This is a genomic window from Methylomonas sp. 2BW1-5-20 (assembly GCF_052474515.1).
Genome location: NZ_CP184127.1, coordinates 220877 through 234722, shown reverse-complemented (window position 1 = coordinate 234722; position 13846 = coordinate 220877). Strand labels below are relative to the sequence as shown.

The 13846-nt window shown below is 46.6% G+C and carries 9 protein-coding genes; 3 read left to right on the top strand and 6 right to left on the bottom strand.

What is annotated here, in order from left to right; translation table 11 throughout:
* Positions 1-17 precede the first annotated feature (17 nt).
* Positions 18-422, bottom strand: coding sequence for a septal ring lytic transglycosylase RlpA family protein (locus ACH50O_RS01030; protein WP_446810214.1), 405 nt, complete (start codon positions 420-422; stop codon positions 18-20).
* 732 nt (positions 423-1154) lie between these two features.
* On the opposite strand from ACH50O_RS01030, the gene ACH50O_RS01025 reads away from it, so the two are divergent.
* From ACH50O_RS01025 to ACH50O_RS01015, 3 genes are all read left to right on the top strand, one after another.
* Positions 1155-1352 carry a hypothetical protein gene (locus ACH50O_RS01025; RefSeq protein ID WP_446810213.1) on the top strand — a complete coding sequence of 66 codons (198 nt, stop codon included), beginning with the start codon at positions 1155-1157 and terminating at the stop codon, positions 1350-1352.
* Positions 1353-1502: 150 nt separating this feature from the next.
* The gene (locus tag ACH50O_RS01020) at positions 1503-3779 is read left to right on the top strand and encodes a Tex family protein (protein ID WP_446810212.1); all 2277 of its coding nucleotides are present in this window, start codon (positions 1503-1505) and stop codon (positions 3777-3779) included.
* A 103-nt stretch (positions 3780-3882) separates the two neighbouring features.
* Positions 3883-4263, top strand: coding sequence for an exosortase system-associated protein, TIGR04073 family (locus ACH50O_RS01015; RefSeq protein ID WP_446810211.1), 381 nt, complete (start codon positions 3883-3885; stop codon positions 4261-4263).
* Positions 4264-4310: 47 nt separating this feature from the next.
* Here the strand turns inward: ACH50O_RS01015 and ACH50O_RS01010 are convergent, their stop codons facing one another.
* From ACH50O_RS01010 to ACH50O_RS00990, 5 genes are all read right to left on the bottom strand, one after another.
* A complete protein-coding gene (locus ACH50O_RS01010; protein WP_446810210.1) occupies positions 4311-7754 on the bottom strand; it encodes an AAA family ATPase in 3444 nt (1147 codons plus the stop codon).
* A gap of 141 nt (positions 7755-7895) precedes the next feature.
* Positions 7896-9926, bottom strand: coding sequence for a tetratricopeptide repeat protein (locus tag ACH50O_RS01005; RefSeq protein ID WP_446810209.1), 2031 nt, complete (start codon positions 9924-9926; stop codon positions 7896-7898).
* A gap of 79 nt (positions 9927-10005) precedes the next feature.
* Positions 10006-10467 carry a pilin gene (locus ACH50O_RS01000; RefSeq protein WP_446812096.1) on the bottom strand — a complete coding sequence of 154 codons (462 nt, stop codon included), beginning with the start codon at positions 10465-10467 and terminating at the stop codon, positions 10006-10008.
* 283 nt (positions 10468-10750) lie between these two features.
* Entirely contained in the window at positions 10751-12514 is a 1764-nt protein-coding gene (locus ACH50O_RS00995) for an asparagine synthetase B family protein (protein ID WP_446810208.1), read from the bottom strand.
* Between the two features lie 35 nt (positions 12515-12549).
* Complete coding sequence (locus ACH50O_RS00990) at positions 12550-13809, bottom strand: phenylacetate--CoA ligase family protein (protein ID WP_446810207.1); 1260 nt, start codon at positions 13807-13809, stop codon at positions 12550-12552.
* Positions 13810-13846 lie beyond the last annotated feature (37 nt).

Here is a 13846-nt window from a genome sequence, read left to right as displayed (position 1 = left end):
CCAGAGCAGGGTCACACCTAGGCGTCACCTACCCGTAGAACTTCAATTTTGACCTTGGCTAGGCCAGCTTGTATGAAACCAAGTTCGCTGGCAGCCCGTTTGGACACATCAAGCAAGCGCTTATTGGCTTTGTGAGCGCGGCTATTTATCCGCAACTCGACACTACGATTATTATTCAGGTTAACGACACGCACTAAAGAACCAAACGGCAAACTCGCGTGAGCCGCAGTCAATGCGTTTTTATCATAAAATTCACCGTTTGCTGTCCGCTGACCATGCATTTTGTCGCTGTAATAGGACGCGACGCCGCTTTGTTCAAGGGAAAGAAAACCGTTCCTTTCTGTTTTCGCTAAACTTACAGAGCTAAAAGACGCTAGACTGGCTGAAAGCAATATAATTGCCGTCAATTTCGTTTTTCGCATCCTACCCTCCTTTCGTTGAGTATTGACAGGAGGTTTGAGGTTATCCGAATAAAAACGCTTTGACAAGCTTTTTTCGTTAGCCTACAAGATACATATTTTGTCAACAATTATTTATTGACAGCTAATTCCCCTCTGAAAGCCCGAGAAGATCGGACATTCAGCTTAGATTCAGACAATCTCCAATCCTGATAAAAAGAAAAAATTTGCTACATCGGTTCAAACCAAGTCAGGCAAAATAGAAAATCATCAGTCCCTTTTGAAACCTACAGAACAAAGTGATGCTAGGTAAACCGCAAAAAAGCGGACAATTCAGTCACCTCAAGCTCGTTTGTAGCAAAGCATACGCGCACGTCCCAATGCTTCGAAACTTAATTTATCGCCAGAAAACCGCATTGTCCCCACTAAACAGGCTTCTAGAAGGCTGAACCAACCCGCTTCCCTACAATCGGATTTCCCAGCACGTAACCGCCCTAGCGAACCCAGAAGCATTGATAGACGTAGCTTTTGACAAAGGTAGTTTTTACATAATACACACATAACATTTTGAAAAATAATGACTTTAACAAAAACACGACAGCAAAAAGCCCTTAGCTAAAAATATTGTTTTGACACAAAACATTTTTACGTGTAAAAAATACCCCGTCGACTAACAATAATACTAAATTCGACATACAACTCGAGTTGCCCCTTTTTAGGGCTAATTATTACAACAACAAGATGAGGATTATAGAAATGGCTGAACAAGAAAAAGACAATACCTTTACTGTAGTTGCTATTGTTACTGCAATTGCGATTGGCGGCGTAGTTCTGCTAAAAGCGGATGAAACCAAACATCTTAAATACGGCGGCGAAACTTCTGCTCAAGCTGAAGCGCAAGTTTTAGCAAAACACAAAGATTTTAATAATGATGTGTTAAGCCAAGCGAAATAATTTGCTTTGCAATTTAGGCGTCAGCCGGATTACCGGCTGACGCCTTTTTTATGCCCGTAGGCTTCTCCCCCACGTAACAAGTGCATCGCTTTTTCAACACCCAACCCTGCTGTAGAATAGAGAGTTTTCCAAATTCTACTTTACACTCTGATGGACGTTATCCAACGCATTGCCGAAGAACTTTCTGTTAAGCCTCAACAGGTCGCCGCTGCGGCCACCCTCCTTGACGAAGGGGCCACGGTACCATTTATTGCTCGTTATAGAAAAGAGGTAACCGGCGGACTAGACGACACTCAGTTGCGTAACCTAGAAGAAAGATTGATTTATCTGCGAGAACTCAATAGTCGCCGCGAGTCAATACTCGACACCATACGCTCGCAAGGAAAACTCACACCCGAGCTGGAACGGACGATACTCGACGCTGATACCAAAACCCTACTGGAAGACTTATATCTCCCTTACAAACCCAAACGCCGCACTAAAGCGCAAATCGCTCGCGAAGCCGGCCTGGAACCGTTAGCCGATGGCTTACTCGAAAATCGCAACCTGATTCCGGAACAAACCGCCGCCGCCTACATCGATGCAGATAAAGGCGTGAACGACGTGACTGCCGCGTTGGATGGAGCACGGCAGATCATTATGGAAAACATCTCCGAAGACGCCGAATTATTGAGCGAATTACGCGAGCGGATTTGGAACAAAGGCATCCTGCACGCTAACCTGATCACCGGCAAAGAAGCTGAAGCTGCAAAATTCAAAGATTATTTCGATTACAGCGAGGCAATCAATAAAATACCGTCACATCGGGCACTGGCATTGTTCCGTGGCCGCAACGAGGACTTGCTGTCTTTAACCTTAAAACCGGCCGAATTGGAACATGAAGAACACCAACTCTGCGCACAATTTGTCTGCCAACGCCTACGAGTTACGGACACAAGCAAACCCACTGACGCCTGGCTAGCCGAAACCGCACGCTTTGCCTGGAAAATCAAGCTCTTTACCCGTATCGACATGGATTTAAAACAACGACTGCGTGAAGCGGCTGAGCAAGAGGCCATCCGGGTATTCGCCAGTAACCTACGCGATCTGTTACTCGCCGCGCCGGCGGGGCCAAAAGCAACAATGGGCCTGGATCCAGGCATACGCACCGGTGTCAAAGTTGCGGTCGTAGACGCTACCGGCAAATTGCTAGCCACGGAAACCATTTATCCGCATCAACCGAAAAATCAGTGGGATCAATCCATTGCAGTTCTGGAGAGATTAATTAAACAGCATCAAGTACAGCTTGTCAGCATCGGCAACGGTACCGCATCCCGGGAAACCGATCAGTTGGTTGCCGATTTGATGAGAACACATAAAGAACTCTATTTCCAAAAAATTACGGTTTCCGAGGCCGGCGCCTCGGTATATTCGGCATCCGAACTGGCAGCCAAGGAATTTCCGGAACTCGATGTATCCTTGCGCGGCGCGGTATCGATAGCCCGCAGGCTGCAAGACCCACTGGCGGAACTGGTAAAAATTGACCCTAAATCGATAGGCGTTGGCCAATACCAACATGACGTCAACCAAGTACAACTGGCTCGCATGCTCGATACCGTCGTGGAAGACTGCGTAAATGCGGTGGGCGTTGATGTCAATACAGCTTCGGTGGCCTTGCTGAAACAGGTCTCCGGCCTTAGCGGCAGCATCAGCGAAAACATCGTGGCTTTTCGCGACGCTAACGGCCCGTTCGCCAACCGCAACCAATTGAAAAAAGTACCGCGCTTAGGCGACAAGGCTTTCGAACAAGCTGCCGGCTTTTTAAAAATCATGAATGGCGATAACCCGCTGGATGCATCTGCCGTGCATCCGGAAGCTTATCCGGTCGTCAACGCAATTCTCGACGACACCGGCAAATCGATCCGCGATCTGATTGGACAAAGCCAATTTTTGCGCGGCCTGAATCCGGCGAATTATGCCAACTCGAACTTCGGCTTACCCACCGTCACCGATATTTTGCAAGAGCTGGAAAAACCAGGCCGCGATCCACGCCCTGAATTCAAAAGCGTACAATTTAAGGACGGTATAGAAAAAATAACGGACCTTGAACCAGGCATGACACTCGATGGCGTAGTGACCAACGTTGCCAATTTCGGGGCTTTTGTGGACATCGGCGTCCATCAGGACGGCTTAGTGCATATCTCGCATCTCGCGGACGATTTTGTTAAGGATCCACGTAGCGTAGTAAAAGCCGGCGATATGGTGAAAGTACGAATACTGGAAGTAGATGTATCGCGCCAACGCATATCGCTTAGCATGAAGAAAAATGTCGATACCGCAGACATTATGCCAAAAGACAAATCGCCTAAAACGACACACAAACCAAAACCGCAGCCCGTATTGCAGAACAGCATGAGCAATGCGTTCGCCAAGGCACTGAAAAAGTAAACAAGCGGCCGTCTGCTATACTTTCGAGTGAAACGCGAAGCCGAGCCGGTTAACCGGCTCAGCCAACCGATGCCAACATCCGTTCTAAACTACAGGATCAGTCATGAAACGAAATACCCGCACCTTAGCCGCTGTGTTGACGGCTACTTTCGTCTTTACAAGTTTATCAATTCAGGCGGATGAAACCGAAAGCTATGGCGAAACCTTCGGACGAAAATTAGTTAACGGTTTAGCCAATATCACAACGTCATCGCTGGAAATTCCAAAGAACATAATTCTCGTCAACAATCAAAGCAATGTAATTTACGGTTTTATCGGCGGTACATTCAAAGGGTTGTTGAATATGGGCGGGAGAATCGGCGTAGGTGTGCTGGATTTAGTTTCAGCCCCTATCCCCACGCAACCTATCGTGCATCCCCTGTACGTTTGGGACAATTTCAACGCGGAAACCACTTACGGCAGAGCTTTCCGCCCGAATAACTAGACCTATATCACTGGTGGCTTCAGCATCGCGCCGGACGCCACCATATATCAAGCAACCATTTTCAATTCACTCAAGCCATTGGCTTTTTTCACTAATTCGATCTGCGTTTTAATGCGCTTCTTTACTGCTTCGACATGAGAAATCACACCAACGGTTTTACCTTGCGTTTTTAAACCTTCCAGCACACTCATCGCTAAATAAAGCGCTTCCGCATCCAAATTGCCAAAGCCCTCATCCAAGAACAACGAATCGATAGCCTTACCATTATTGGCAATCTCCGCCAAAGCCAGGGCCAGGGCCAGACTCACTACGAAGCTCTCGCCACCCGACAGTGTCTTGGGCAGTCGCCGCTGGTTTTTCTGCCTAGTATCTTCTATCTCCAACCCCAAGCCGTGATCACTGGCCACGTTGCGCACATAATAACGGCCGCTGAGCTTTTCCAGTATCTGATTGGTTTGCGACAACAACTTATCTACCAACAACTGCTGAATACGTCGCCGAAACCCGCCCTGCTCATCGCCGATCAATTTCACTTCCGCATCGGCTTGTTCATGTAACATTAGCTTTTCTTTCAACTGAACCTGCAAATTTTGGTATTTTTCGCGATAAGCCTGTTGTTTATCGAGCTTACTTTCCAAACTGGCGACCTCATGCTCGGCAATGTCGATTTTTTGGGCCAGTTGCCGTTGCACCGCTAAAAGATCGTCTTCGCTGAGAGCACTTGAAACGCCGCCTGACATCTGCTGCAAATCCGCAGTAACTTTGACAAGTTCCTCGTTAATGCCTACTAGCTGAAAACGCGCCTGTTCCAAACTTTTCTCGATATCCAACCGGCTATCAAACAAACTTAACGCCGCCCGCAAACTGTCCACATCGCTGAAATTTCCACCTGCGATTTTATTTGCCAACACTCTCAACATCGCATCCAGCTCAAGCTGCAAGGTGGATAATTGCCGCTCCAGTTCGGCAATCAATTTTTGCTTCTCGATGACTGCGATGTGTAAAGCCATCGCTTCTTGACCTTGCAAAGCGCTCAAATTGTCCGCCATCTGTTGTTGATACCGGATGATTTTTGCTTCGCCGGCTTGCAGACGTTCCTGCAAACTTGCAATGTCTTCCTTCAAGCCTTTCTGCCGCAACTCTCTGATCTGGTAGTCCTGCCGCCGACTGTTCAGCCGATCAAATAATACGTTTTCTTTGCCCCTCGCCGGCAGTTTTTCGCTTAGCCCAGCCAATTGCTTTTCAAGCGTATCTATCAGTGCTTTTTCTTCAGCCTTACGATTCGTAAAACGTTGCTCAGACTCTATATGCTCGGGCGGACGATTATTCCATGTAGCCTCTAGTTGGGAAACCGATGCCGTAAGCTTATCCAAAGAAGCTTGTTTCGTGTCGACTTCTGCCAACCATTTAGCCACATTGCGCTGCAATTGCGCGTGTTCATTGACTAAATTTTTAATTTTCTCCAATTCCTGCGCTTCTTCCGCTAACAAATGCTTTTGTAAAGACAGGTTGTCTATATTCAATTCCGCGCTGGCCACGTTCAATCGATTGCTTAAAACCAGCCATTGCGAACGCATTTGCTGCAAACGCTGCTGCCTGGCGGACAATTGCGAACCTTGCTTTTGCGCGACAGCCAACTGGCCGGAAACAGTATTGATAGCCGTTTTTAACGCCTGCATTTTGCCGCGCTGGTCGACCAAAGCTTTTTTCGAATTGGTCAATAGCGGTGGCTTTGATACATAAGGATGCTGTAAAGAACCGCAAAGAAAACAAGGTTTCCCGTCAACTAGCTTGTCGCGATCGCCACTAAATTTTTTCAATAGAGCTTCATTCAACACAGCTTGCTCAAGCGCTTTACCGATATTTTCTTCACGCGCCATTTCCTCGCGCAGCTCGTCCAACCTCGCTTGCAGCCGAGTTTCGTCGGGCAGATCCGGCTCTTTATTGCGGGCAAACCAACTGAAGAAATTCTTTTTGGTAAATTTGGCATTTACGCTAGCCAAAGAATACAACTCTTGAAAATCGTTTACGCGAACCTGCTGCTCCAGCAGCAATTCCTTCAATTCGTCGAAGCTCTTGCCTTGAGCCAATTCAAGCATGGTTTTCCGGGCCAGCTCAATCCGCTCGTTCAATTCCTTGATTGTAGTTTTGGCATCGTTCAACGCTGACTGACTTTTTTTCAATGCCGCGGAAGTATTTTTCGACCAGTTGATCTGCGTTTTCTGTTTCCCCGCCAATTCCGCCAACTCTGTTCTGAGATTGCGTAATTGCACGACATCCGGAAACGCCACCAATAAGGCGGCATCGGCCTGATGGGCTTGCAGCCAGTCTTCTACCTCGGCTAGCGCGGCTTTTCTTTCATCCAATTGCAATTGCGCAGCTTGCACCGACTCGTTTTCACGAGGCAACTCCAATTTCAGCTCACCAATTTTTAGTTTTAACGCATCAATCGCCTGTTTTTGTTCTACAAGACTGCCGCCATCCACATTCGGGACATTATCGCCAGCCTCCTCCGCCAATTGCCGCTGTAACATACCGAGCTCTTGGCGATAAGCCGTCAGATTTGCCTCAGCTTGGGTAAGCTGTTCTTGCTTACGATCCAATAGCGTCAATTCTTCACGGAATTGCTTCGCCTGTTGCGCCTCCCCAATGCGTCGCAAATCGCGCTCCAAGCGATCGATTTGCTCCTCAACCTGTTGAGCCTGGCGTATAAACTGCTGTTGGCGGCCTTCAAGATCGGCGATGTTTTTGACAACCAGCAATTGCTGTTGCAACTGATTTTGCTGGCTTTTCAAGTCTATGACTTGCTCCTTGAAATCCTGCAAATCCTGCTCACCAGCCTGCAGGGCTTCCGGACTAAGCAATGGAATCAGCTCGATATCCTGCTGTAATTGAGTCAAACGGCTGAGCGATTTCCGGAAATTGTCTTCCGCCTGCTGTCGATAATCGGCGTAAATATTGGTGCCGCTGATCTTTTCCAGAATGTCCATGCGCTCGCTATCCAGCGCATTTAGAAAAGCCGCAAAATCGCCTTGCGGCAATACCATGGATTTGCTGAATTTATGAAAATCCATCCCCGTCAGCTCGGCGATTCTAGTCCGCACAGTATTCGGTGTTCTGGCTAACAACTCCTGCTCATCGTTTAGCCGCATCAAACTCATTTCCGGCTGTAAAACCTGGTCTTGTCTCTCAGCCGCAGACCGCTTGACTCGCCAACTGGAGCGGAATTTCTCGCCATCCAAAGCAAACTCTACTTGCGCAAAACTGTCCTTACTTTGTTTAGTAATTACATGCTCGGCGGGCTTATCGAAACGAAAAGTCTCACCGTATAAACCCAGCGTGATGACATCGAGAATACTGGTTTTACCGGAGCCATTAGGCCCGGTGATGGCAAACACACCGCTATCAGCGATGGGACCCTGGTCGAAATCGACCCGACCTTCGCCTTCCAGTGAGTTGATGTTTTTAAAGACAATATTAAGTATCCGCATAATCCCAGGCCTTGTGGGCTGTTGATGGCAACTTGCTCGACCTCGAATAGCGTCGAGCTATCCACGCAAATCAGACTGTAAATCTTGCGGTATTTTAGTGAATTTGAACAGAAACTGCTGAGATAATATCTGCGAGCGCCATTATGGCACTGTTGGCTCTGCAACTAGGCTTTTCCGTTGCATTGCATCTCTAAGCGTTTGGAACTCCTGAGCATCAAACCCGTTAGCAATACCAAGACTTTCGGCATGTCTAATCACATTCTCGGCGTTATCGAATTCGTTAAGCGTTACAAATAAATAGGCTTTTTCGGCATAGAAATACATTCTGTCAGGAGACAGAGCAATTGCTTTATCTACAAATTCGAGCGCGCGTGCCACTTCCCTCTGATTGAAATAAATCTTTGCCTTGATCAGATAAATCATCGGCACATCAAAAAAACCGGGTTGTGCTAATGCAGCATCGACCCATGCCGTTAAATTTGCAGCGATATTTTTACACTCATAGTCACCATTAATCAGGCAGTTGGCGGCACTACGGAGACCGAGCATCGTACGAAGTGGGTATGTTTTTGCAGTTATACGCCGTATTATCTCTTCATGAATGCGCTCTTTCAAAGAGTCCATATATTTACTATCAAAAACAAGTGGAGCGTCATAAGATTGGGGCAACGCAATATTTTGCTGATATTTATTAACATCATGATAGTAGATCAACCTGTTGAGCTCCATAAAAACCTCTAATAATGTTGAAACTTCAAAGGTATTTAGCTGCGCAGCAATAAGGTAGTGGTTATAGGTTTCCAGATTAGGCCCATGCTTCAACTCAAGACTATTTGCGTAAACGCTGTTAGTCCGCGCTGATTGCGGATGATTGCGCACCTCAAAGTAACTGAAACTATCCAGGCTGGACCAAATTGATGCGCGAGCATAAGTAGCAAGCGCCATGCTAATAGCAATACAGGCGTAAAGCGAGTTAAGCATCCACTCGCTTACTCTTTTAACAAAAATCTCATAAACTAAGACCACACCACCGATAACAATACCAATGCTAGGTAAGTAATTACGGTGTTCGTATATCAACTCTAACGGGTAAATAGTGGACTCAATACTATGGCCGATAAAAAACCAAAGGATCCCAAAACTTACAAAGGGCATTTTTCTGCGGAGACTGTTATTAAGTGCAACAACTATCAGAAAAATGATGCCAATCATCGACAATAATGTATTTGTCGGCTCCAACAATCCTTTGCTTAATGTAAAGTCATCATGAAACAAACCTAGTTGGGTATTGTCTGGATAGAACAACAAACCGAGGTAATAAAACAAAATCCTGCTCTCAGTCATTCCCCTTTCTACTAGCGTAAAATCTCGAAACTGGTAGCCACTTAAAACATGCTCAGGATGCTTCAGCAGATAACCAACGCAGAACAATATAGGAATGATTACAGTGATAGCATAGTAACCGTAAATCTTGTTTCGGTGCGCCCGCTCCGAGACGACTGGCATCAGTGTCCATTCACAGACGGCAATCAACAGCGGTAGTAGTAGCGCATTTTCTTTTGCTAACGCTCCTAGCATAACCCCAAAAAAACATCCGGCTGCCATATACACGATCCCACCGGTTTTATCTAAATTTAGACGGCCTTTCAGAAAAACTAAAAACCCGCTTAACATAAAAAAACAGGCCATACTGGTCATTCTTTGCACTACGTACAAAACTCCGGTTAGTTGCAAAGGATGAACGGCCCAAATTAGGGCCGTTAGAAAAGCTAATTTTTGTGCCGGATAGCTCGGTACGACTACGGTTATTAGTAATCGACTTAGAAAAAACACCAAAAAACTATTTAGGATATGAATAGTAATATTCGTTAGCTTAAAAGCGACGCGATCAAAATGCTGGCCAGCAAAATAATAATTCAAGGCGAAGCTAACGCTGGCGAATGGACGCTTTAATGCACCACTGGTATTCGCAGTCCAGGCAGAGGCCAACGACTGGCCATCTAAATGCTTGAGTGCAACCCCGTTATTATCGAGGATGTTCGGATAATCATCCGCGAGGAACGGGCCTGCTTTACCTGGCAGATAAACACTTAAAACTAGAATGCCTAGCAGCATCAGCATTAGCCAACTTGCTTGCCACCAAGGCCTACTGAATTGATTTGTAGGATTCATAATGGATTGCCAGCACAATAAAATTGCTTCCAAAAAAAAGGGGCCTTTCAGCCCCTTTTCTCCTAAATATAATTTTTAATTACAGTTTAGGATGGAATTTAGTCTGAACGGTTGTATTAGCACCAGTGGTAATATTCCATTGCATTCCAGCGCCTTGGCTACATACTCCTCTGTATTCAATCTGATTGGTGGTTGATGAGAGAGAAGTGCCTATAACTGTATAGGTAATTAATACCGATGCGGTACTTGCCGTACTGGAGGTTAGAAGAACAGAACGAACATATTTGCCCTTAATTGAAGTAGAACCAGCTAAACCATAGTCGCCATTTGTTTTAGTCGTTGTGGAACTTCCCAAATCTTGCTCACTACAAGCAACACCAGCAGCAGTGAATGCTGGCGAAGCCAAACTTGGACCTTCTGAGACTTTGGATTTGACAGTGTAATCTTGATAAGCCGGAATCGCGATAGCAGCCAGGATACCGATGATCGCGACTACGATCATTAACTCGATCAAGGTAAAACCTTGTTGTACTTTTTGCATTTGCTTGTTCATAACGACCTTCTTTGTTTATGTTTGATGGGGTTTAAACTCCCAAATACATAAACAATTAGCATGCCAACTACTTTTAAACCTTGATTAAACGAAAAAATAAAAGCACGAAACCATATATTTCAAGGCCTTGATAAGAGCCCATTCCATCGAAAACAATGGCGATATGAAAACTTGCAACCTGCAACAACCCTTTGTAACAAGTCGTCTTTGTTCATAACTGACGTTTTTTGTCACACCAGCAGAGTTTTATTAACCAGCGCAGATCGATCAACTACAAACCCTTCCCGACAAACCAAAACTCCAGCATCATCAGCATCCACACCAAATCACCGTAATAAGCGGCATGGACGCTTTGATGCATCTCGATAGCATGATCCAAAAAATCCGGCCTGAAAAACTCGCGCCGCTTCAAGTCATGTATCGCACCGTAAGCCAATTGTTTTAGGGGGTGATGATCTTTGAGCCACACACCGAAAGGCAAACCAAAACCATGTTTGGGCTTATTGATAATCCGCTCGGGCAGAAAATCGGCCATTGCTCGTTTGTAAAACCAACGCAGTTTTTGCCCGCGCAATTTGTCATTCGAAGGAATGCGGCATGATAAATCGATAATACGCCGGCCCAACAAGGGGTAGCACACTTCCACACCGGCCATCTCACACATCCTATTGACCTTCACCAAATCGTTATCGTGCAGCGTATTTTTCCAATCCAAATACAACATACGATTTAAGGTGCTAGCGGACTCCGGCCGCCAATAGTCTTCCCTAAGTTGCTGCAATGGTGCGGCAGTATCAATTTGCGCTAAAAAATCAGCCTGAAAAATATCTGCCGCGGCATGCCGGTGCAAAAAATTGTAGTCCTGCAAGCGATCGGGCATTGCGGCATTAGCTTGATCGATATAGCGTTTTGCCTTAAACAGTAGTTTCTGTTTGGCAATTACATCCGGTAAGCAATTCAATGTCCCTTCAAGACCGGCGCTAACGAATTTTGGGAGACGATGGTAGCTCTCGAACAACATTTGCTTGGCGTAACGCTCGTTACCGGCAAAAATCTCGTCGCCACCATCGCCCGCGAGCAAACGGTTAACACCATGGTCCTTAGCCAATTTGGCACAATAGTAGGCTGCCAAGGCCGACGCATTCCCGAAAGGCTCATCATAGTAAGCTGCGATGCTAGGCACTGCATTGACGGTATCTTCAGGAGTAACGTAATACTGATGTTGCCGGGTGTTAAAACGTTCGACAGCAATATTGGCATATTCGATTTCATCATAGCCATCGGCTTGAAAACCCATCGAAAATGTTTTCGCCTTGCCGGGAAATACTTTCGACAATGCACCCGCGACGCTAGAACTATCCAGCCCACCACTCAAAAACGCACCGGTATTGTCTTCATTGTCAACCATGCTTCTGACCGCATCGATCAACTCCCGCTGCAATTCACGGCCGGCTTGCGGCAAATCGCAAGCTTGCTCCGAAAATGCCGGCAGCCAGTAATGCTCGATTTTTATCCGACCATTTTGATAAACCAGACACTGCCCGCCTTCCAGCTTTTTCACCTGTTGGTAAATAGTGTTGGGACTTGGGCAATGGTTGAGATAGATATAATCGAATACGGCTTGCGGTGCTATGGCATTACTGACCTGCGGATGGCGCACCGCAAAATCGGCACTGGAGCCAAACACTATGCCACCGGGTATCTCTGCGTAGTAGATATGACTGAGGCCAATCGGGTCGGTCGCCAATATAATTCGTTGTTGTTTGTCATCTATCAACACCAACGTATCGGCATCAGGTAGCCCAACTAAAAAATTTACACCGCGGTTTACATAAGCGTTCAATAGGCTTGGTTCGCTACCTGCTCGCGAACTCGATTGCGGCATTACCAAAAGCAATTCATCGGTCTCATAAATATTTTTAGACAACGCCGCCAATGCGTAGCCTTGGCCATGCCGGTAAGTAAACGCCGAATCCGCCGCCGTCATTTGCTCCAGCAAAGCGATAGCTGCTTCGTTTTGGAGATTACTCCCCATCCATCCCGCGAATTTAGTCATAGTGGTAGTTTTGATTATGTCTTGACGTGACTGATCACATATCGGAACTTGCCAGAGCGTTCCTTCGGAATGTAATCGGTATATTCGATATTGACGGCAACTGCTTGCCCTAAACGTTTTTTAAATTCTGCGACAATCTTTTGTTCGTAAGCGGGCTGATAGCTGGCTGTTTTAACAATTTGTACAGTGGTTTTATCCAAACTATCCTGTGTTATTTTGAATGCATCGACCCCCTCTAAATCGCGCAGCACATAAATTAATGCCAACCCATGCAAAACGGTGCCGTCTTGAGCGACCACAAAGTCGGTGGTGCGGCCTTGGATATCCTCGAGCACCGGCAAACCTCGACCACAGCCACACGTTTTATCCGACAAAATACCCATATCGCCGGTGCGGTACCGGATGAACGGAAAATCGCGCGTGGCCAGATGCGTTACTACAATTTCGCCGAGCTCGCCATTAGGTAATGGCCGTCCTTGCTTGTCGACAATCTCAACGATAATGTCTTCGGCGGTAATATGCATACTGCCTTGCGGACATTGGTGAGCAATAAACCCGGCATCGCGCCCGCCATACCCATTCGCAACCGGACAGGCAAACACGCTTTCTATCTTGGCGCGCTGGTGATCGTAAAGCCGCTCCGATGTCACAAAAGCCACCTTAATCCCCAGATTATTTAAGGCAATACCTTGTTTCTCGGCATGACTCGCGATATGAGCCAACGCCGAGGGATAGCCAAACAGCATTTTCGGGCGAATCTGCTGAATTTCTCGAATGAAGCCATCCAGTTTTTCGGACGACATCTCGAAAGCCGGAATCAGATGAGTACGAATTAATTTATCACGCAGTAAACGAACTTTATCCTGAGCACCTAGTTCGATAGGCGACCCCCAAATTACGGCTTCCGGATCGCCGATATCCACCCCCCACCAACGGGTGGCTCGCCATTTTGCCGCCACATCGTGACTTACTCGCTGCTTGCCTATATAAAAGATCAGCGGCTCACCACTCGATCCGCCCGTATTGAAACGCGCTAGGCCGACCGCATCGTCAGCTTTCATCTCAGCGAGATGCTGCCTAATTTCCGGCTTACTTAGCAGAGGTAATTCAGCTAGTTTTTGTACACTATCGATATTTGCTGGTTCAAATCCCAAGTCAGCAAATAATTGCCGATAGTAAGGCACATGTGCCTGCAAATCTTGCAGAAATACTCGTAGATTCTGCAGCTGCAATTGCCTAATTTCCTCCGGCTTAAGCCATTGACTACGTTCCATGCCGCGGCGAACCCCGACTGTACTATGTTTTTTCAAA